At 48.3% G+C, this 22,323-nt stretch carries 13 protein-coding genes, 2 tRNA genes and 1 rRNA gene; 10 read left to right on the top strand and 6 right to left on the bottom strand.

Annotation, left to right across the window (positions count from 1 at the left end):
- Nucleotides 1-50 precede the first annotated feature (50 nt).
- Nucleotides 51-2,294, bottom strand: coding sequence for an endonuclease/exonuclease/phosphatase family protein (locus tag ACDC99_RS09940; protein WP_370756674.1), 2,244 nt, complete (start codon nt 2,292-2,294; stop codon nt 51-53).
- A gap of 137 nt (nt 2,295-2,431) precedes the next feature.
- On the opposite strand from ACDC99_RS09940, the gene ACDC99_RS09935 reads away from it, so the two are divergent.
- From ACDC99_RS09935 to ltrA, 5 genes are all read left to right on the top strand, one after another.
- Complete coding sequence (locus ACDC99_RS09935) at nt 2,432-3,637, top strand: ISL3 family transposase (protein WP_042517111.1); 1,206 nt, start codon at nt 2,432-2,434, stop codon at nt 3,635-3,637.
- 393 nt (nt 3,638-4,030) lie between these two features.
- Nucleotides 4,031-5,584, top strand: coding sequence for an IS1182 family transposase (locus ACDC99_RS09930; RefSeq protein ID WP_052484730.1), 1,554 nt, complete (start codon nt 4,031-4,033; stop codon nt 5,582-5,584).
- Nucleotides 5,585-5,727: 143 nt separating this feature from the next.
- On the top strand, nt 5,728-6,495 hold the full coding sequence (locus ACDC99_RS09925) for a PDDEXK nuclease domain-containing protein (protein WP_370756673.1): 768 nt from the start codon (nt 5,728-5,730) through the stop codon (nt 6,493-6,495).
- Nucleotides 6,496-6,797: 302 nt separating this feature from the next.
- Nucleotides 6,798-7,649, top strand: coding sequence for an OmpA family protein (locus ACDC99_RS09920; RefSeq protein WP_022316861.1), 852 nt, complete (start codon nt 6,798-6,800; stop codon nt 7,647-7,649).
- A gap of 494 nt (nt 7,650-8,143) precedes the next feature.
- Nucleotides 8,144-9,550 (top strand): group II intron reverse transcriptase/maturase, encoded by a 1,407-nt coding sequence (ltrA, locus tag ACDC99_RS09915; protein ID WP_044075172.1) that lies wholly within the window; start codon nt 8,144-8,146, stop codon nt 9,548-9,550.
- 279 nt (nt 9,551-9,829) lie between these two features.
- Here ltrA and ACDC99_RS09910 read toward each other — a convergent pair whose 3' ends face one another.
- Nucleotides 9,830-11,239: an ATP-binding protein gene (locus ACDC99_RS09910; protein ID WP_370756672.1), complete on the bottom strand. Its 1,410-nt coding sequence runs from the start codon at nt 11,237-11,239 to the stop codon at nt 9,830-9,832.
- 314 nt (nt 11,240-11,553) lie between these two features.
- Here ACDC99_RS09910 and ACDC99_RS09905 point away from each other — a divergent pair, with 314 nt between their 5' ends.
- Together ACDC99_RS09905 and ACDC99_RS09900 are read left to right on the top strand one after the other, a co-directional pair.
- Nucleotides 11,554-12,108 carry a hypothetical protein gene (locus ACDC99_RS09905; RefSeq protein WP_330071033.1) on the top strand — a complete coding sequence of 185 codons (555 nt, stop codon included), beginning with the start codon at nt 11,554-11,556 and terminating at the stop codon, nt 12,106-12,108.
- A 471-nt stretch (nt 12,109-12,579) separates the two neighbouring features.
- Nucleotides 12,580-13,605: an IS110 family RNA-guided transposase gene (locus ACDC99_RS09900; RefSeq protein WP_042517114.1), complete on the top strand. Its 1,026-nt coding sequence runs from the start codon at nt 12,580-12,582 to the stop codon at nt 13,603-13,605.
- Nucleotides 13,606-13,757: 152 nt separating this feature from the next.
- On the opposite strand, the gene ACDC99_RS09895 is transcribed toward ACDC99_RS09900, so the two are convergent.
- The 4 genes from ACDC99_RS09895 to ACDC99_RS09880 form a co-directional block, all read right to left on the bottom strand.
- Nucleotides 13,758-15,248, bottom strand: a complete 1,491-nt coding sequence (locus ACDC99_RS09895; protein ID WP_370756671.1) for an endonuclease — start codon at nt 15,246-15,248, stop codon at nt 13,758-13,760.
- Nucleotides 15,249-15,342: 94 nt separating this feature from the next.
- Nucleotides 15,343-16,539: a GH25 family lysozyme gene (locus ACDC99_RS09890; protein WP_044074563.1), complete on the bottom strand. Its 1,197-nt coding sequence runs from the start codon at nt 16,537-16,539 to the stop codon at nt 15,343-15,345.
- A complete protein-coding gene (locus ACDC99_RS09885) occupies nt 16,536-17,540 on the bottom strand; it encodes a hypothetical protein (RefSeq protein ID WP_302750919.1) in 1,005 nt (334 codons plus the stop codon). Before ACDC99_RS09885 ends, ACDC99_RS09890 begins: the two co-directional genes overlap by 4 nt.
- Nucleotides 17,533-18,858 (bottom strand): inositol-3-phosphate synthase, encoded by a 1,326-nt coding sequence (locus tag ACDC99_RS09880; RefSeq protein WP_044064595.1) that lies wholly within the window; start codon nt 18,856-18,858, stop codon nt 17,533-17,535. The genes ACDC99_RS09885 and ACDC99_RS09880 overlap by 8 nt, the downstream gene beginning before the upstream one ends.
- A 1,463-nt stretch (nt 18,859-20,321) precedes the next feature.
- Here ACDC99_RS09880 and ACDC99_RS09875 point away from each other — a divergent pair.
- From ACDC99_RS09875 to ACDC99_RS09865, 3 genes are all read left to right on the top strand, one after another.
- Nucleotides 20,322-21,853, top strand: a 16S ribosomal RNA gene (locus ACDC99_RS09875).
- Between the two features lie 155 nt (nt 21,854-22,008).
- Nucleotides 22,009-22,082 (top strand) — tRNA-Ile (locus ACDC99_RS09870).
- Between the two features lie 57 nt (nt 22,083-22,139).
- Nucleotides 22,140-22,213, top strand: a tRNA-Ala gene (locus ACDC99_RS09865).
- The last annotated feature ends 110 nt before the right edge of the window (nt 22,214-22,323 follow it).

The raw sequence follows: 22,323 nt of genomic DNA, 5'->3' as shown, positions 1-22,323 counted from the left end.
CAATGATGCTATAGTTTGCTTGATGTTATCCTAATTTCATGAGATGGAAGTTACTTCACCAGTAGCTTGCGCACCGAGCCGTCGCTCATGCGAACGATGTTGATGCCGCGCACCATCTTACTGCGCTTGTCGCCGGCAATGCCATAGACGCCTGTGGCCTTGGCGTTGGTGGGCATTTCCACCTGGGCCACACCCGTGGCGTCGCTGAAAACCACCTTGGCCATGAGGCTCGCAGCCGTCTTGTCGCGAAGGATGTAAGCACGATAGGCAGGAATGTAGGAATCTTCGGCCAAGCGATAGAAGCCCACGCCAGCGGTCTTGTTGCCAAGCAACATATAGTTGTGGTTCTCAAAATCGAGGTTGCCGCCTGCGATGCGCTTGTAGGTGCCACTCAGGATGTTGTCGGCGGGAGCCGCAGCCTCAGCGTCGGTGCGTGTGAAGGTGTAGGTGCCGGGAGTCTCAGAGAAGAGCACTACGCCAACGCCCTGAGGCAGCACGTCGCCCTCATAGCTTTTAAGGATCACCGAGCAGGGAGTGGCCTTGTCGTCGTACTTCGTGGCGGTAAACACCTTGACACCCGCAGGCACGATGCCGTTCCAAGGCAGGCATGTGGTGGCAAACTTGGCGTCGGTGATCTTCACGTTGAGACGCTCATACTCGGCGATCATATCCTGCAACTTTTTGATGTCGTCGGCGCTGCGAGAGTAGTTGGAGTTTTGGGTGTCTTGAAGGACGGATGAGAGCAGGGCGTCGAGGTCCTCGCGAGTGCCGAGCAAGCTGAGCGCCTTGTTGTAGAGGCCCACATAGGTGAGATAAGCCTGCTTCTGTTCCTCAGAGATGAGAAGCCAGTCGTTGTAGACATCTTTGGTCTCAGCAGCGGTATATATTTTCTTTCCTTTCTCCGTGGCAACGGTAAAGAAGTGGGTGCGCGTATCTAAAAAAGTCCCAAAATCCTTCAATCCGATGCGGTGGCTACCAGCGGTAATACCTGGCTCGTGGTTGTTGAACGTGGTGGCACCAGTTTCTGACACCACACCTTGGTGTGATTTCAACTGTCCCATTTGCAGACGATAACCATCCTCATTGCTGATGGTAAACTGATCGCCCCCATAGATATGCCAGATGGGAGCCTGCGTGATGTTGGTGACCACGGGGGCAAAGTCGTTGGACACGAAATAGTGGCTACCCACATTATAAAGATAGACCGCCTGATCGTTGCCCACCCATGTCTCACCGCGCCAGAACGAATCGGAGGTGGCGGGAGCGTAGGTTGTGCCTTCAGCGCGGAACTCAACGACCACAGGCACGTGGTCGCCCAGCAGGGTGCCGTCGGCCTTGAGATAATTGTCGGCATCGAACACGATGGAGTTGGGGGTGAGCTGCATGCCACCGTGGGTGGGGTTAAGATAGAGAACCTTATCCACAATCTCGTTGGCAACATAAGCGCTCGACTTGGTGCGGTCGGCCTCAGGAACGACAAGCGCCTCGCTACCCAGCTCAGGATAGAGGCCGCCCTTGCACTTCTCCACCCACACATCGCTCACGGTGTAGTTGCCATCGGCCACGATGGGATTGGTGAAGAGGTTGAGGATGTCGTCGCGAGTGTAACGACTGTTGGTGTCGCCCATCACAATCTTCGGAAGACCGCTGTTGTTGGCAATGATGGCATCGCGAAGCTGCTCCCACTGTGAGGCGCGCGCCTTGTTGTCGGCATCGGAGGTCTCAGCATCCATGTGCATGATATAAAACTCCACAACGATGTTCTGGCCGAAGTTGACGCGGTAGTAACGGTAGCCCTTGGTGATGAGCTCGTCGGCGCCATCAGAGAAGTGACCATAGTTCTGGTTCCACGGAGCCCACCTCTCAGCATCGAACGAGTAACTGTTCTTCACGAGAAACTGAAGGCCGTCGGTAGGGAAACGCAGCTTCATCAGGTCGACGTTACCCTCGTTGTTCAGCGCGATGCGTCCGCGCCATGTGCCCATCTGGTATTGGCCATCGAGACCCACCTTCAGGTCGCCATTGTAGTTGAAATCCTCGCTCAATCCGAGCACATCGATGCCACTCTTCACAATGTACTGGGCAATCTTCTGCGTTCCCTCGGAACCCGGTCCGTCAGGGTTGAGATTGATTCCTGCAAATTTCTGGGGAAGACCGTCCACATTGAGCGGGCACACCTTGAAGGTGGTCTGCACGGTGGTCTGCGCTGAAGCGCTTGCAACGGAAAGCAAGGCTACGGCAGTCAACAAGGCACGCCGTGCCTTGCGAAACACATTTTTGATAGTTAAGTTCATCTTTTTATAGTTATAGTATTCTAAAGTTCTTTTTTTTGGTTCTTCCGTTAAATGCATAGATAGAAAAAAAAATTTTATATTATGATAAAAATAAAGCTGGCATCATCTATCTTTGTAGTGACCAAACTCAATGATAAATGAATGCCAGCATAATGCATAAAGCTTTTGGCATATCCTTGCAAGAATGTTTGGATATGCGTTGCGAAAGTAATAAAATAGTTTTGAATATCCAAACTCCATCAGACAAACTTTGCTGTCCGGAGTGTGGAAGCCATAATGTAGTCCGTAATGGTTTCACGGCCAGACGCTTTGTGAGCGTGCCGATAGGTTGTTCAAAGACTTTCGTCGAGATGAAGATCCAACGTGTCAAATGTTCTGATTGTGGCTGCATAAAGAACGAGGATGTCGATTTCGCAAAAGGCAAGCGCAGGCATACGACCGCTTTCGCCAATATGGTTATAGACTTGTCGCGCTTTGCAACTATACAGGACATTGCATGGTTCCTGGATGTATCTTGGGACATGGTGCGGAACATACAGATGGAGTTCCTGCAAAAGGAGTATGGCAGCCCTGACCTTTCAAACCTCAGATACATATCCATAGACGAGTTCGCTACCCACAAGGGACAAGTTTACAAGACGATAGTCGTAGACTTGGAAACCGGGCGGATTGTCTTTGTAGGTGACGGTAACGGCAAGGCTTCGCTTGAGGAATTCTGGAACAAGCTCGGAGACAGAAAGAATGACATAAAAGCCGTATGCACAGACTTGTCGTCTGCTTATACGGGGGCGGTAACGGCAAATCTCCCCAATGCCTCTCTTGTCGTGGATCATTTTCATGTGGTAAAGCTCATGAATGAAAGGATAGACCAGTTGCGCCGCCAGTTGTGGCATGCTGAGAAAGACGTTAACAAGCGTAAGGTAATCAAGGGCACGCGCTGGATATTGCTGAGAAACGGCAACGACATCTTTGACGCAAAATACAAGACAAGACTTGACAATGTGCTGAACTTGAATGAACCGTTGATGATTGCATATTACCTGAAAGAAGACTTGAGGGAAATATGGAACCAAACCAACAAGGATGATGCAGAATTGGTGCTAAACGAATGGGTGCGGCAGGCCATGGATTCAAAAATACAGCCATTGGTCAAAATGGCTGCTACCTTGCGGGCCTACAAGCCATATATACTTGCATGGTATGACTACCCGATATCAAATGGCCCTACTGAAGGTATAAACAACAAGATTAAAGTGCTGAAAAGACAAATGTATGGATTCAGAAATGATGAATTCTTCACGTTAAAGCTATACGCTCTACACGACAAGCGTCTACGCATTTAACGGAAGAACCTTTTTTTTGCAGGGGCCCTTCACGGGTCGAACACATTTTTGATGACTATTAATCCAACTGCAAAGTTACATATATTGGCAAAATCTCGCAAGCAGATAAGCGGAAAAGATGAAAAAAGTTACACAAACGGGACACGAATGTAACACGAACGTAACATGAAGGAAACATGAGGGAGACAAGATTGTTTTGGTTGAGCTAAAGGTAAAGAGCCCAACTTGCTCGGGCTACGCCACGCAGAGAAAACGAAGAATGAGGAGAAAACAAAATGGGGGTGTGTCAAAATTCACACCCTCTTTTAAAATATCACAAAGCCCGAACTTTCACAAGCTCGGGCTTTGCTATTCCATATTTTTTTTGTACCTTTATGGAAAGAAATTTCTAATATGTCAAAGGTACAATTTATTCCCAATCTAAGCAAGGAAATCCTGCTTTTTCCTTCAAGAATCGACGAAGATATCGCCGATGACGCTCCAGTACGCATTATCGACAAGGTGCTTGACAAGATTGATATCAGCAACATATTGAAACTTTATCATGTAAAAGGGCGTAATGCATTCTATCCCCGTATGATGCTCAAGGTGATCATCTACGCCTACATGAACAATATTTATTCTTGTCGCCGCATAGAGGAATTGCTAAAACGCGATATCCACTTTATTTGGCTTGCAGGCTACAACAAGCCTGACTTCATCACCATCAACCGCTTCCGCAACCGTGTGAAAGACGAGATTTCAAACGTGTTCACACAGTTGGTTCTTCTGTTGGCAGAGAAAGGTTTTATCACACTTGATGTGGAGTATGTCGACGGCACGAAGATAGAGTCCAAGGCCAACAAGTACACCTTTGTCTGGCGCAAGAACGTGGAACGCAATATAGACAAGCTCAAGCGTCAGCTTGCCGTGCTCCTGTCTCAGGTAGACGACGCTATAGCCCAGGACAATGCAATCAAGACCGAGTCAATCGAGATAACCCCAGCCATTATCTGCGAGATAACATCACGTCTGAAAGAGGAGTTATCGAAAGAGGCGCCACAGGCAAAAGAGGCGAAGAAAGCACTGCGTGAGAAAAAGAAGCAGATAAAGGAGATAGAGAAAAAGGCGGTCTCTCTTGCAGATTATGAACAGAAGAAGGAAACGCTCGGCAAGAGAAACTCCTTCAGCAAGACGGACCCCGACGCCACCTTCATGCGCATGAAGGAGGATGCGATGAACAATGGACAGACCAAACCTGGATACAATCTGCAGATAGGCACCGAGAATCAGTTCATTCTCAACTACGCCTTGTTCCCCAATCCCACAGACACTCTGACATACATTCCATTCATGTACTCCTTTGCTGCACGCTATGGACATCTGGCAAGTACTGAGGTTGCTGACTCTGGCTACGGTTCTGAGGAAAACTACCGCTTTATGGAGGAGAACGGTATCGAGGCCTACGTCAAATACAACATGTTCCACAAGGAGCAGCGTATGCACTATGCTCCAAGTCCATTTCATCAGGACAGCTTCTTCTACAATGCCGAACAAGACTATTATGTATGCCCGATGGGGCAGCACATGGAACGCATTGGCACCAAGCTCGACAAGACAGCAAATGGATACCAGACGGAAAGCGTAAGGTACAGAGCCCAAAACTGCGAAGGATGCCCGCTTAGAGGATCTTGTTTCAAGGCTAAAGGCAACAGAGTCATAGAAGTCAATCACCGCTTGAAGGAATACAAGCGCAAAGCATCAGAAAGGCTGACATCTGAGGATGGAATAAAGCATCGAGGTCGTAGGTGCATCGAACCAGAGGCGGTCTTTGGGCAGATGAAGGCTGACTACGGCTACAAACGATTCAGACATTTTGGAAAAGACAAGGTCGAAATGGACTTTGCCTTCTTTGCCATTGCCTTCAATCTGAAGAAAATGTGTAGAAAGTTGAAAAAGGCGGTATAATGGGCCTGTGTTTGCCATATTTTCTGTTTCGTAGAGTGTCTGGATGGCAATTTTAAGACAATGGGGCACCATATAACAAAAATAAATAAAAAACTTTGGTTTTGCTCTCGCTAAACGATATACAAAAGGAGGGTGCACCATAAATGACCATAGTCAATTATGACACACCCTCATTTGATAAAGCAACACTGGAAGCTTTCCTTACAGTGCAGTTTACCCATCATTATGAGATACTTAGACGATCAGAGTCAATTAATGAACATCTTTTTTATATAAGGCGTGTTGCAAGTGAGTTTTGGAGTGTTGACAAACTTAAATATAATATACGTGAGCAACTGTATTTGAAGGAAGGCACAATGCCCAATAATTTTGCTGTAACTTTGCATGATGGCGAACAGAAACAAAAGGCAATGAGGGCGTTTCGCAAGAACTACAAACTTGATTTCATAGAGATTGATGATGTAGATGAATGGGATGAGCACAAAGTGGAAACCAAGATCGTTGAAAATATAAAGCGGTTCATCATGGCTCTTGGTGCCGACTTTTCTTATATGGGCAACCAGTACAGATTAATCGTTGATGACAAGGAATATTTCATAGACCTCCTTTTCTTCAACCGTAGATTAAGATGTTTGGTGGCGATAGAGTTGAAGTGGACAGAGTTTCTGCCTGAATTTGTTGGAAAGATGAACTTCTACCTCTCTGCCCTTGATGACCTTGTGCGCTTGCCCAATGAAAATCCGTCCATCGGAATTATTCTTTGTCGAGGACAAAAGCAACGGACGGTGGAGTATGCTCTGCGAGACACAAGAAAGCCTATGGGCGTTGCAACATATCGGGCTGCAAATGAGCTGCCGGAAGAGTATGGAGAAGTCCTTGGAGGATTGGAAGGACTGAAAGAGTTAATGTAGAAATAAAAATTTTATGGCCAAAAAGATATATAAGTTTATAGATTTAAAACCACTCTTCTAAAAGAGCAAAATACAGGCAAGCCCTAATGATTGATTCGGGATAAGCCCTCCTTTTTTGGTTAATATACGATAACTTAATCGTTTTCAGGTTAAAATGTTTTAAGCAGAGTAAATAAAAAGCGGTTATGCACGTCTTTATTAATAAATTCGTGGCGCGATTCCCGTGTCATCCCCCGTTGAGGCCTTTTGAGGGATGGGAAAGCCACAAAACATTGATAACAAAAAAAGAAAGGAAAATAACTATGAACAAGAAAATTTTAGCTATGACATTTGCTGTTGGCTGTCTCGTGTTGGGTAGCTGTGCCAGCAAGAAAGACCTTGAGAACTGTCAGAACGAGAATAAGGAGCTGACAAAGAACTATCAGGATTCCAAGGAGCAGCTCGCTGCAAGCCGCGCTCGCGTGGCAAGCCTCGAAGACCAGCTCGCCCAGGCAAAGAAAGACTATGCCGCCCTGCAGGGTTCGCTCGACAAGAGCTTGGCAAATGCGGGACAGAACAATATCAGCATCGAGAAGCTCGTAGACCAGATCAACGAGTCTAATCAGTATATCCGTCACCTCGTTGAGGTGAAGAGCAAGAGCGACTCTCTCAACATGGTGCTGACAAACAACCTCACCCGTTCGCTGAGCAAGGAGGAGATGAAGGAGGTTGACGTGCAGGTGCTGAAGGGCGTCGTTTACATCTCGCTTGCCGACAACATGCTCTACAAGAGCGGTAGCTATGAAATCAACGACCGTGCTGCCGAGACTCTGAGCAAAATCGCCAAGATCATCAAGGACTACAAAGACTACGACGTGCTCATCGAGGGTAACACCGACAATGTGCCTGTTAACAGCAGCGCCGCTTCGATGAAGAACATCCGCAACAACTGGGACCTCTCTTGTCTGCGCGCCTCAAGCGTGGTTCAGGCTTTGCAGAACCAGTATGGTGTAGATCCTAAGCGTCTCACAGCCGGTGGACGTGGCGAGTATAACCCTATCACCAACAACAATTCTGATGTTGCAAAGCAGCGCAACCGCCGCACTCAGATTATCATCACTCCTAAGCTCGACCAGTTTATGGACCTCATCGACAAGGCTCCGGAGGAGAAGTAAGGATTCTTATATCATTGAACATACCATAAAAGCGTACCGGTCTGCAAAGGCTGGTACGCTTTTTATAGTTGTATGCTCGGCACGAGCATTGTCTAACGGGTGCAAGTCCCGAGTAAGCCTTAATAGCGGGAATTACATAGCCAAAGGCAAGGGTGTTCATCGTGAGGTGAAATCTGAAAGAAGCCGGTGGCAAACATCTGACCTAACGTACAGAAACTTCATACAAGGCATATGACCGTGGGTAAGGTTGCAACACAGACCAAAGCCCCATAGCTATTCGGAACGGTCGGTGTAAATGAAGTGGGTATAAGATGGAAAGACAATGCCCTTATCCGAGGAGGTCTCACGGACGCTTCAAATAGTTTTTTTTTACGAAAGAAGCGGAGTAAAGCTTACCGTGAGAAGTCAGCAGACGCCATAGTAGTGCAATAGTCGATAACGTTGCACGAAGGGCTGAACCTAACAATTAAACGATAGTAATTGAAACATACCTCATGAAGGAAAGAATGCAGAAAACATTATCCCAAGTTAATGGCTGCCCCCAAAGAGATAGGTCGGAAACCGAATGGTATGGGGGAGTGCAGACCTTCATGTGGATGTGTGAAGACAACATCGTGGAAGTACCATTCGACAAGGAGCACCTTTTCGAGCAAATCCTCAGTCCTTCCAATCTCAACCGAGCCTACAAGGCTGTTATGAGAAACAAAGGCTGTGGTGGTATCGACAAGATGTCATGCGAGCAGTTGCTCCCATGGCTCATGACCAACAAGGATGTGCTCATCCGTTCCTTGATGGACGGCTCTTACCGTCCGAACCCAGTGAAAAGGGTAGAAATACCCAAAGACAACGGCAAGATGCGCCTGTTGGGAATACCTACAGTAGTAGACCGTGTGGTGCAACAAGCCATCAACCAAGTACTGACTCCCATCTATGAGAACCAATTCTCCAAGACAAGCTACGGCTTCCGACCGAGAAGAGGATGCCATGATGCACTGCGTGGAGCGCAAAGGATAATCAACGAGGGCTACACCTATGTAGTAGACCTTGACCTTGAACGCTTCTTCGACACCGTGAGCCATAGCAAGCTCATAGAAATCCTCAGCCGTACGATAAAAGACGGCAGAGTTGTCAGTCTTATACACAAATATCTCCGAAGTGGTGTAATGAACAAAGGCTTGTTTGAAGCGAGTGAGGAAGGAACTCCCCAAGGAGGACCGCTAAGTCCGTTGTTGAGCAACATCATGCTCAATGAATTGGATAAAGAACTTGAACGCAGAGGGCTTCCCTTTGTACGCTATGCAGATGACTCGATGATATTTTGTAAGTCCAAGAGGGCAGCAATGCGAGTGAAGGAGTCTATAACCCGATTTATAGAGAATACTCTATATCTCAAAGTCAACAAGGAAAAGACCGTAGTGTCGTATGTGCGCGGAGTGAAATACCTCGGCTACTCCTTTTATGTGATGAAGGGCAAATGCCAACTCACAGTGCACCCAAAGTCCAAAGCCAAGATGAAATCAAGGTTGAAAGAATTGACAAGTCGCAGCAACGGATGGGGATACGCCAAGAGAAAGCAAAAGCTGAAAGAATACATAAGAGGGTGGGTCGGCTATTATCATCTTGCTAATATGAAACGTCTCTTACTTGATACTGATGAATGGTTAAGACGTCGAATACGCATGTGTATATGGAAAGCTTGGAAGAAAGTCAAGACAAAAGTGGCAAACCTCATCAGATGTGGCATTAATAAATACCAAGCATACGAATGGGGTAATACTCGCAAGGGCTATTGGCGAATAGCTGACAGCCCTGTTCTAAAAAGGGCGATAGATAACAATAAACTACGCTCCGCAGGGTATGCTACTTTAATGGAGGCATATCTCGAATGGTATCCAAAATAGGAACCGCCGTATGCGGAACCGCACGTACGGTGGTGTGAGAGGTCGGAAAACGAAAGTAGGAAGAAAACTGCTTCGTTTTCCTCCTACTCGATTGTAGGGCCAGATTGCAGTCTGGCGAGAACACTCTTCCTGTCTGTTTTCCTCACTCCTTTCTTGTAGACGCTTCCCTCTTTTCTGCTATAACCTGATTTCCGCCAATCATAAATATAATTCAGAGTTGTCGGATTATGCCGATAAAACCCTAAATCGGTCATTTAGGGCTTGCTCGGATTTTGTTTGTCAGAAGAGAGGATCTTGTTTGTCATCTGCTGCTTGTTCTGGAAGCGTCAGTTCCGGGATTATGGTGTCGGATTCTTTTGAGTTGTCGCGCAGGAAGAACATACAGTAGTATATCGGCATATATATGATGCCCTTGTCCGAGTGTACCTTCTGTTCATTGCTCAACACCACGCCACGGTTGATGTTGTAGTCTGGTGTGGCAAGGAATTTGTCCAGTGCGCTGTGTATGCGGTAGTCCTTTCCTGATTTCACTTCTATCGGCAATACGGTGAGGCGTTCGTAGTCGTCGATGAGGAAATCCACCTCTCCTTTCTGCTTGTTGTCATAATAGTGGAGCGAGAACCCGTGTGCATGCAATTCCTGAGCTACAGCCGACTCGTATACCGCTCCCAAGTTTACGCTGCGCTCATCTTTCAACACAGCCTTGATGTTTGTTCCGTAAAGCAGGTTGGTCAGCAGTCCTACATCGCTGAGGTACAGTTTCAGAAGATTCTTGCTTTCAGATTCGGCAAGTGGAAATTTCGGGTTGCTGATGGCATTCACCGGCAATGCAACTCCGGAATTCGTGAGATATTCAAACTCTTCAGCGTAGTCGCTGAACTGCTTGTGTGATTTGGTGTCTTCTATGTTCTTTACTATTATCCTCTTCTTCTTGTTCTCCATGTTCGAAGGCACCATATCGTAGATTTTCCGAATTACGAGCTTGCGTTCATTGTCATATTGTGAGGCGTCAATCCTATACAGCGCATGGATATCGCGCTGGATGGCTCTTACCTGGGCTATGTTGCGGTTTTCCTTGAATTTGTTTATTGCATCAGGCATTCCGCCAACAAGGAGATATATCCTGAACTGCTGCAACAGGTAGTTGTGCATGGAGTCGTTGAGTGATTCATGTGATGAAAAACACTTGCGGATGCCTGCTATCGTTTCCTCACCGCATCCCATCGCCCATAAGAATTCTTCGAAGTCCAGCGGATACATCTGCTCTATGGATATGCTGCCAATTGGCACCGATGGGGTCTGCGATAGGGCAACGCCCAATAGCGAACCGCTTGCCACATATCTGTATTTCCCGTCTTCGTTCAGGAATTTCAGCAACGTCAACAGATGCGGATACGACTGTATCTCGTCAAGGAATACCAGCGTGTCATTCTCGTTACCGAGATTGTCGCCGGCAATTGCGCCAAGTTGCAGATAGAAATCCTCTTTGCTTCTTATCGTGGCAAAGATGCGTTCGCCCTCCTGGTCGGCTTTCAGGTTTATCTCTACAAAATGCTTGAACAGATTCTTTCCGATATGCCTTATCAGATAAGACTTGCCAATCTGTCTTGCACCATTAACAAGGAGTATTTTTCGCGTTTCCTTGGTAAGGAATTTTTCCAGTTGTTCCGTAAACTTCCTCTTTAACATGATATGTGGATTGAGTTTCTGCAAATGTACTAATAATAAGCGAATTACGCAAGCATTGGGGAATTATTCCATGAAAAACGGTGTCAAAAAAAGGAATTATTCCATAAAAACCGACCTCATATTGGGGAATTATTCCGTGTTTTTGATGCGCATTATGGGGAATTATTCCGTTTCCCCGCTGTCAGATGCTTGTCGTTTGCTATCCGTTAGGGTTGGATAGGAAGCGCCGTCTGAATGTTTGCCAGAGGCGGAGCCTTTCCTTGCGATTTGTCTTTTCTTGCAGTGTTTGCAGGTTTCTTCTTAGCATTGATATTATGTCATTGGAAATTAGTGACAGCTTCACGAAGATTGGTTCTACTTATGTTGCCGACGGACAGATTCTCTCTACAGAGGGTGCCAACTGGAAGGAAATATCAGTGTTCGTGCCTAAGGGAACGAAGTATTTCGCAATCCACCAGACCACTCCTTCTGCCAACACTTATCTCTTCGGTATCGACGACGTTACATTCGAGGCCGGTACTGAGTGTGTTGACGACAACATCACTGGATACAATATCTATCGTGATGGTGAGAAGATTGGTTCGGTGAGCGGAACAACGCTTTCTTACGATGATGCAGGAATCGACGACGACCACTACTACAATGTGACGGCTGTATTCACCGACGCTCAGGGCAACGTTACGGAGAGTTCATTCTCCAACACTGCTTCCCTCTCATTGTCGATAGAGGCGATAGAGAATGCGATGAACGCTTCTTCTTATGATGTATATACTCTCGACGGTCAGGCTGTGATGCTCAATGCGAAGAGTCTGAAGGGTCTGAAGAAGGGTGCTTACATCATCAATGACAGGAAGTTCATCCTCAAGTAAAAGAACAATTAAACCCAAAACGGTCATTAGGCCGTTTATTGTATTTTATATTTACTGCTTGCAGTCTTTTGTTTTTTATAAGGCGTCTTTTGCTTGTTTTTAATTCGTAATAGCTCGCTATTACTCATTAAAAGCCAAACAAAATCCACTCTTCTAAAAGAACAAAATCCAGGCAAGCCCTAATGACCTCTAAGTTTGCAGAAGATTGCGACGAAGTCGCATAAACTCCAAAATAATCAAGGTAAAACTATGATTGCTAAAGACAGTTTCGTACCTTTGTTGTAAAAAGGTAGAATCGGTCTGTCGAAGAGGTAAACCAGCTAATGACCCAGCCGTAAAGCTATAAATCGTTTAGGTCCTCATCGACATAGTTGCAAAGACCAGATAGAAAGTTATCGGCTCTGAGCCTTGTTAGAGTGTTAGTCCATACAACTATTGACCAATTCTACACAATATAACTCGTACAAAGTTATGAAGAATTTATTTATCGGAGTTGATTTTTCGAAAGAAAAAGTTGATGTGGCTATCCTTTTTGCAGACGGACTGGCAGAAACCGCTGCTAGAGTGTTCAACGAGTTCAAGACAACCGTGTCTGGCTATAGGCAGTTGGTCAAGTGGGTTGAGCAGAATTCCTGCGGTATCGACTCGTCCTTGTGGCTCTTCTGTGGCGAGAACACGGGCGACTACAGCAAGGGACTGTGCAACTTCCTCTACGGTAAAGGCTACGACATGTGGCTTGAGAACGCAAAGAGCATCAAAGACGCATCTGGTCTTAGACGATTGAAGTCTGACCGTGCTGACGCCTCGATGATTGCAGAATACGCCATGAGGAATTACGATAAAGCCGTTATGTACGAGCCTCTTAGCGAGTCGCTTACACAACTGCGTGAGCTGTTCCTATACCGTCAGATGATCGTAAGACACAGATGCAGTTTCCAGGTGCGTAGAGGCGAAAAGCGACTCACTATGGAGAAGTCGCCAGTCAAGACAATGATTTCGCAGAGCGGACGGCACATCGTCTCTGAACTCAATAAGGAGATAGAGAAGATAGATAAGCGCATTGCCGATCTCATCAAGTCGGACGAGGAACTCACCGAGGTGTTCACCATCGTGACCTCGGTGCCTGGCATAGGAACGCAGAACGCTGTGTGCCTGATGGTGTACACCGACAACTTCCGGCGTTTCAACTACGACTCACGCAAGATTGCCTGCTATTACGGCCTAGCTCCATTTGGCAAAGATTCGGGAACCAGTGTGCATTCCGATCCGCATGTACATTATATGGCTAACCGCCAGATAAAGGCCATGCTGACGCAAGCGGCACTAGCTGCCGTCAACTTCAATCCCATTATGGCGAGGTACTACATGCGCCTCGTAGAACGAGGAAAGAAGAAGCAGGTTGCACTGAACAATGTCAAGAACAAACTTGTACATTTGGTCACAGCCATGGTCAGAAATCGCCAAACATTCACCCCTGAATATAAAATCTCAGCATAAATTGAAAATAATGGTCAAAACATTTGGATATTAACATAGAAAGCGATTTGGGTTAAACAAAAAACGGTCATTAGGGCTTGCTCGGAATTATATAATTCATGATGCCCTAATGACCGTTTTTTTTGTGATTCAAGTATTGTCAGCTGTTCATCTTATCTTGTGATTTTCCAGCTCTTGCCACCCTGCTTCACTATTATGATGCCGTTGTGGTTGGCGGTGTCGGTGATGCGTTCGCCGTTGATGCTGAAGGTCTGGCGAGGCTCTTTGGAGTTGGTAATCGTTGCGGCGTCGCTGATGCCGTCGGTCATCTTCTTGCCGCTCACCGTCATCTTCTTAATCTCCCATGTAGAGGCGATTGTAGAGGTGCTGGTGTATCTGAATGCCACGCGTATCTTCTTGCCGGCGAATTCGTTGAGGCTGATGTCACCTGATTCCACGAAAGTCCAATTGTCGCCCGTAGGCCATGTGAAACCGCTGAGCACCGTTGCCGTTCCGTCGCAACGTACCTCCACGCTGAGCCTGTCTGTAATGTTGTCGGTCTTTATGAAGTTCACTGCCTGGTTGATGTTCATCTTTGCCGATTCATAGCCCGTGAGGTCTATCTCCGGCGATACGAGATAAGAGTCGGCCTCATGGCAGCTGCCTTTGAATGCCGTTCCCTTCCATCCGTATGTGTCTGTTATCACCCAGATGTTGCTGTTGTCAAGCGGGTTGTTCACGTCTTCGATTGTGAAGCCACACTCGCCCTTGGTGAAATCGTATGAGGCAATCACATCGGAAGGGGTGACTGGTGTGTCATCGCCCTTGTAGTTGTCTGAACAGGTGGTGGTCATAGGATCGAAGGCGTAGTCTATGCTGTCGCCCCAGATATATTCCATCAGGTTAGGGAAGTCAACGAACGGGTTGCGGTTGCCTTGTATCTCGCTCACCTTGTTGTTTCTCGTTATCTCCAGTTCGTTTGGCATGTCTGCCTTTGCCCATTTTATGTATAGGTCGTAAGCCCATTTCTGTAGGGTGGGGTAGTCGTTCTTCTCCAGAATCTGCAGTCCCACTCCCGTCCAGGGCAGTCCGCTGTAGCAGGTTGCCATATACATGTATCCGCGTGCGAAGTCGCCTTTCCACTCATCGGCAGGCTCCCAGTATTTCTTGCCGTCGTTGCCGTTGCCCACCTTCGTCCATCCGTTTCCTGTGTCGCCGCTCACCACTTCGCCCATCGGGTAGTTGCTCTTGCTGCTGTTTATCTTGCTCTCGCAGGGCATGAGGTTGTAGAGGTCTTTGTATGCCTGGTTTTCTGTCTTTCCCCACCAGCTCTTGGGGAACGAGTGCTCGATGTTCATTCCGGCTCCCGCTGCTCCCTGGCTTGTGCTCATCGGCCATGTGCTCTCATTGGAGTAGCGGTCGATGAAGCGTCCGTCGCTGGTGCGGTCGGTAATCCAGAATCCCCACCAGGTCTTTCCGTTACCAGAGCCATAGCTCAATACTTTGGCGTCTTTGATGATGTCGTGGACTGCGCTTTTCAGTTCTGCACCCTTCTTTCCCTTCAGTGAGTCGTAGTAGCCCTCTGGAATCTGCGCCAGGGATGCTACGCTGGAACAAGCCAGTGCAATCAGCGTGGCTAATGTTCTGAATTTGCTTTTCTTCATGTCGTCGTTTTATGTAGTTTTATTTTCTTTGTTATTCCCTTCCTTGCGCCATTTTTCTGCCGTGTGGCAGGCAGGGGCAAAGGTAGCATGGCGTTTATTTCTTTATCGTCTCCTTATGCAGAAATTCGGCAAACTGCTCCTTGTATCCGTTGAACACGTTGACGTCGACGTCTCCCTGTATTCCTCTCACCTTGCCGTAGGGCGTGAGCTGCCAGAAGGCGAGCCTGACGTCAGGACGGTATTGTCCGTAGCGCGCAATCCATACGGGGTAATTGCCCTTGATGTCGGGAGCGGCAGACAGATATCTGTTCACGAAATTCTGGCTCACGTAGAGCACGGGCTTCGTGCCGGTGGCGTTGCGCACGATGTTGAGCCATGTCCTGATGGCACGGAACATCACTTCCGGTCCGCCCATCTGTTTTATCTGGGCGTCGCTTGGCTCCACGTCGAGAACGGGAGGCATGTCGCCGACTCTCAGAGCCGTGTGTCTAAGGAAGAAATGCGCTTGCGCCGCAGCACTGCTCCTTGTCGAGAAGAAGTGGTATGCCCCTACGGCGATGCCTCTCTTCTTGGCGTTGACATAGTCGGAGGCGAAATATCTGTTGCGCACGGTGACGCCTTCCGTTGACTTTATGTATGCGAATGAGATGCGGTAGTTTATGTCGCCGGCACTTCTCCTTCCGGAACCCAGTCCGATGACTCGCACCTTTGTCCAGTCGAGATGGAATTTCTTCTTTCCCTTCTCGTGTTGGTATCTCGACACGTCGATGCCGTATATCCTGTCGGCTGTATGCACCATCTTCTCTCCGCGGTATCTGTCCTTCCGCCAGTCGCCGGCTTTCACCTTGCCGTTCTCTGCCACTCCGCAGCCGAAACCGTTGCGGCGGTCGGCGGTCCACTGGCCGGTATAGAATTCTCCGTCGGCATTTCTCCATGTGCCGTGTCCGTCGGCAAGCAGGTCTTCACTGAATCCTCCGTGGTATATTCCGAGAGAGTCCTCTCGCGTTCCGCTCACTATCGTGTCGGCGTGCCATAGTGCGGTGATTCGTCTGCCCAGAGAGTCGGTCGTAGTGCCGTAGCCACAGCGTTTGCCGTCTTTCCACATTCCGCTGTACACGATACTGTCTTTCAGCGACAACACTCCGTAGCCGTTCCGCTTGCCGTGTACCATCTCTCCGCGGTAGCAGTAGTCGCCGTGGTATAGGGTCACGGTGTCGATGGGCTTGCCGTCTTTGCATGAGATGATGGCGAGTGCCGTCAAGGCATATATAATAAGGTGGGATATTTTCATTTCACTATTCCTCCCTTGTTGTTTATTCCGATGAAATATCCGTTGCGGTTGAATATCGGCGCGCCCTCGGGAGCCAGCAGCTCTGGTGTGGCATGGCGCTCGGTTGAGATGGTGGTGCCTCTGAAGATGTTTGGCTTCTGGAGCGCTGTGCTGGGCAGACTGTTCTTTGTCAGTCCGAAGACTCCGGCTATGGATATGGTGTCGCCCTTTTCGGGGATAAGGCAGAACACGTCGAATCCATACAGGCTGTTTGCATCTTCGGGCATGAACTTGCCTTTCGTCTGCAGCACGATGGTGCTTCTTGATGTCTTTCCCGACTCCTCAGGCAGGATGCGGCATGCTATTCTGTTCGCCTTCTTCGCGTTGACGGGGTATACCAGCGTATATCTGCTTTTGCGCCTTATCTTGAGTCCCTTTTTCTGTTGCAGCGATTTCAGCAGGTTGATGCTGTGCTGCAGACTGTCTTTTTTCTTCTTGTTCTCCTCAGCGTATGCGGCGATGGCGTTGTATCCTTCGTCTTTCACGTTGTGGGTATTCAGATAATAATCCATTTCGGTCTCCCTCTTCATGTCGGTGGCAAGCATCTCTTCGGCTCTTTTGATGGTATTCTCAATCAGGGTGCCGATGTTCCTGTTTGCCATGGAAATCAGTCTTGCGTCGGTGGAAAATGGACTGACGGTGAGTATGCGGCCCTGGCATGAGGGCATGAATGTGAACCTGTTTATCCAGCATCCGCACACCATTGCCTTGCGCTCCGTGTCGCTGTCGGGCTTTATGCTAACGGCATGGAGCGTGGTGTCGGCATTGATGTCGTTGCAACAGGCTATCACTCTGCCACGGCTCAGAATCTCGTAGTATTCACCGCATTCAACGGTAACCACGCTCCGTTTCATGCTGTCGTAGCTTTCGGGCAGCAGCGAGGGTACCGTAATAAAAGCAATCGCTGCCAGTATTACTACTGGTAGCGACCACAATATTGTCTTCTTTTGTTTATTAGTCAATCTCTTCATCAGCTTCATAACCACCCATCTCACGGATGGCGTTCTTAAGCATTGTGTACTGTTGGTATAGGTTGTTTACTGCCTCTTCGCCCTTGGTATAGTCGTGCATAGGACTCTTGAGGAAGAAACTCAGGAAACGCTGCGTGCCATAGCGTCCAGCTCTTGCGGCGAGGTCGCTCAGCAGACAGAGGTCGAGCAGCAGAGGGGCTGCGAGGATGGAGTCGCGGCAGAGGAAGTTTATCTTCACCTGCATTGGGTAACCCATCCATCCGAAGATGTCGATGTTGTCCCAGCCCTCCTTGTTGTCGTTGCGTGGAGGGTAGTAGTTGATGCGCACCTTATGATAATACTGTGTGTCCTCGTCGTTGCCGTGGCCATAGAGATCGGGCTGCACGTCGGGCTTCAGAATTGTCTCCAGTGTGGATAGCTTGCTCACCTCCTTGGTGTGGAAGTTTGCCGGCTCGTCGAGCACGAGACCGTCTCTGTTGCCGAGGATGTTTGTAGAGAACCATCCGCTCAGTCCCAGGCAACGGGTGCCGATGATTGGGGCGAAACCGCTCTTTACGAGGGTCTGACCGGTCTTGAAGTCCTTGCCCGAGATAGGCATCTTCGTCTTCTCGGCGAGTTCCCACATTGCTGGAATGTCGACAGTTGTGTTTGGCGCACCCATGATGAACGGTGCTCCTTCGGTGAGGGCGGCATAGGCGTAGCACATTGATGGTGCCACGTGTTCGCGGTCGTCTTCCTTCATCGCCTTCTCCAGGGCTTCGAGCGAATAGTGGATCTTTTCGTCCACCGGAACGTAGATTTCCGTTGAGGCAGCCCAAATCACCACGATGCGTGAGCAGTTGTTCTCCTTCTTGAAGTTGCGGATGTCTTCACGCAGTGCTTCTACCATCTCCCAACGCGTCTTGCAGTCTTTCACGTTGTCACCGTCGAGGCGCTTGGCGTAGTTTTTGTCGAAGGCGGCCTTCATAGGCTTGATCTTCTCCAGCTCGTCCTTCACGGGGTTGATGTCTTTCTCCTTCAGCACCTCGGCATACATCGCAGCCTGATAGGCATTCTGTGGGTATACATCCCATGTGCCGAACACGATGTCGTCGAGACTTGCCAGTGGCACGATGTCTTTGTAGTGCAGATATTTCTTCTCGGTTCCCTTGCCTACGCGTATCTTGTCGTATTGTGTCATGGAGCCGATGGGCTTGGTCAGACCGCGGCGTGTCATCAGCACACCTGTCATGAATGTCGTGGCAACGGCACCGTTGCCAACAATCATTATTCCTAATTTGCCCTCAGCGGGCTTTACGCTTGTTTGCATATCGTTTTTTATGGTTCTGTTAATGTGGTAATTATTATCGTTTGTCGGCAGCCTAGTGTAACAGGGCCAACATTATGCAAAGATAGTCATTCTTATTGATATGCTTGCAATATTTCAAAGTGATTAACATTTGAACGTCTGTTTGCGAAATTATTTTGTTGCTGTATTGATGTCTACTCTTTTTTTTCTTGGGCAGTGAAACCTTGTAATACAACCGGTTCCTTCAGTTCTTTGATCTTGTTGCTCACTGATACAGTCATTCAGTATTGTCGTTGTGTCCCCGCTTCAGGCATTTGCCGTTCCTCTCCGCTTATAGTGGTTTCCAGTCTTGTTTTGTCCCATTTTTGGGCAAGCACGTTGCCCCACCTGGGCACATTTTCTTTTCAAGTAGTACCCAAAATCTTCCATTTTCCATGACAGTGAGAATAAAGTGCCCATCAGCCTTCGGCGACAGGCACAGGTCTAAAATAGAAAGCGGATATCACTCTAGGAACACGGATTTGTCATCACGGAGTAACAACTTTTATATAAGACAAAAACCAGAATACCCACCCTGAAGCCTTTCAGACAAAAACCAAGATAAACCTGCTGCGCAGTAAATTATTAATATAACTCCGCCAATTGTCATCAGCCCCCACCTGGCCTCCCCCGTAGGGGAGGGACAGATATCCTTGCAAGTAATATTATCGTCAGTAGTCGTTTGATTATCAGTGACTTATCAATAGCAATAGTAACTGTCCCTCCCCTACGGGGGAGGCTAGGTGGGGGCTGATATGATTGTCTGAAGAAGTCTTTGGCAAAGCATAGTAACTTGTTCCTTCCCTTTGGGAATGTCAGGATGGGTTATCCTACTGGGAAGGTTTGGATGGGTTCGAGACCGAGAGTGGGCTGATGCCATCAGACTTGTTTCCATTTTCTGTCATTATACTTGCGGTTTATCATGGTTTTTGTATAAAAAACCATCAACCGAATCATTTGCTAAGTGAAATGGAGAGCCCCGCACTTTCAAATCTAAGAAACACCCAAAGAGGAATCATTGATATTTCCCTTCGCGCGCATATATAAATATAATGTGAACCCTACACCTTTCCCTTCAATTCTGTCAAATAAAAGGAAAACCGTCACTTTTTTCTCATTTTCTTTTGAAAACATTTGGATGGTATGAGAAAAACCCATACCTTTGCATCCGCTTTTGAGAACGAACGCTGTTACAAAACAGTTATTAAGTCAGAAAGAGCGACAAAAGAAAGAGTTCTTTGAAAAGATTACAATAAACAGAGAAGTAGTAGTACAAGAAGCAGGCTTCTTTTCCACCTTATATTATATAGGGGTCATGGAGAAAGAAGTTCTGGGTAGAACGAAACCTATCAATTTCTGAAGGTGATACCGGATGATTTTCGGAGGCATTCTGAACAGAGACAAAACGAACTTTCCTTCGGGAAAGGTCATTATAAAGATATTATACAATGGAGAGTTTGATCCTGGCTCAGGATGAACGCTAGCTACAGGCTTAACACATGCAAGTCGCGGGGTAACATCTGGTAGAGCTTGCTCTTCCAGGATGACGACCGGCGCACGGGTGAGTAACGCGTATCCAACCTGGCCCATACCACGGGATAGCCCGTCGAAAGGCGGATTAATACCGTATGCTGTCATTAAGATGCATATATTGATGACGAAAGGACTGGCGGTATGGGATGGGGATGCGTCTGATTAGCTTGTTGGCGGGGTAACGGCCCACCAAGGCGACGATCAGTAGGGGTTCTGAGAGGAAGGTCCCCCACATTGGAACTGAGACACGGTCCAAACTCCTACGGGAGGCAGCAGTGAGGAATATTGGTCAATGGGCGCAAGCCTGAACCAGCCAAGTAGCGTGAGGGAAGACTGCCCTACGGGTTGTAAACCTCTTTTGTTTGGGAATAAAGTGCGGGACGCGTCCCGCATTGCATGTACCATTTGAATAAGGACCGGCTAATTCCGTGCCAGCAGCCGCGGTAATACGGAAGGTCCGGGCGTTATCCGGATTTATTGGGTTTAAAGGGAGCGCAGGCCGTGGGTTAAGCGTGTCGTGAAATTCCGTCGCTCAACGGCGGACGTGCGGCGCGAACTGGTCCACTTGAGTACGCGGGACGTTGGCGGAATTCGTGGTGTAGCGGTGAAATGCTTAGATATCACGAAGAACTCCGATTGCGAAGGCAGCTGACGGTAGCGCAACTGACGCTGAGGCTCGAAAGTGCGGGTATCGAACAGGATTAGATACCCTGGTAGTCCGCACGGTAAACGATGGATGCCCGCTATTCGCCCACCTGGGCGAGTGGCCAAGCGAAAGCGTTAAGCATCCCACCTGGGGAGTACGCCGGCAACGGTGAAACTCAAAGGAATTGACGGGGGCCCGCACAAGCGGAGGAACATGTGGTTTAATTCGATGATACGCGAGGAACCTTACCCGGGCTTGAATTGCAGAGGAAGGATTTAGAGATAATGACGCCCTTCGGGGTCTCTGTGAAGGTGCTGCATGGTTGTCGTCAGCTCGTGCCGTGAGGTGTCGGCTTAAGTGCCATAACGAGCGCAACCCCTCTCCGTAGTTGCCATCGGGTGATGCCGGGCACTCTGCGGACACTGCCACCGTAAGGTGTGAGGAAGGTGGGGATGACGTCAAATCAGCACGGCCCTTACGTCCGGGGCTACACACGTGTTACAATGGGGCATACAGAGCGCCGGCGGCCGGCAACGTCCGTCCAATCGCGAAAGTGTCCCCCAGTTCGGACTGGGGTCTGCAACCCGACCCCACGAAGCTGGATTCGCTAGTAATCGCGCATCAGCCATGGCGCGGTGAATACGTTCCCGGGCCTTGTACACACCGCCCGTCAAGCCATGAAAGCCGGGGGCGCCTGAAGTCCGTGACCGCAAGGGTCGGCCTAGGGCGAAACCGGTGATTGGGGCTAAGTCGTAACAAGGTAGCCGTACCGGAAGGTGCGGCTGGAACACCTCCTTTCTGGAGATGCCTTTCGAAAAGGTGCACCTGTGATTAGAGGATACGGAAGTAAGTCTTTCCAAAAATCTTCTTGTACTCACGAACTCCTGTTTTTCAAGAATAAAGAGAGACAAAGGAAACTGGGCGGAGAAGTCCATACACCTGACCAACCTGACAGTCCTATAGCTCAGTTGGTTAGAGCGCCACACTGATAATGTGGAGGTCGGCAGTTCAAGTCTGCCTGGGACTACGTAAGAGGCGAAACGAAATGAGCCTCACTCTCCAATATTGTTCTTCAATGTAATTTGGGGGATTAGCTCAGCTGGCTAGAGCACCTGCTTTGCAAGCAGGGGGTCAACGGTTCGAATCCGTTATTCTCCACGATTCGTGAGAATTCTGAAGATTCTCAACGAAAACGATCTTTGACATGTTGTTACAGACAAAACTGTAGAAAAGAAAATTTCAATACAGCTGAAAGTATGGGCTAGGTC

Origin of the sequence: Prevotella pectinovora (assembly GCF_041323955.1) — a bacterium.
Taxonomy (GTDB): Bacteria; Bacteroidota; Bacteroidia; order Bacteroidales; family Bacteroidaceae; genus Prevotella; species Prevotella pectinovora.
This window is presented reverse-complemented; position numbering and strand designations above follow the sequence as displayed.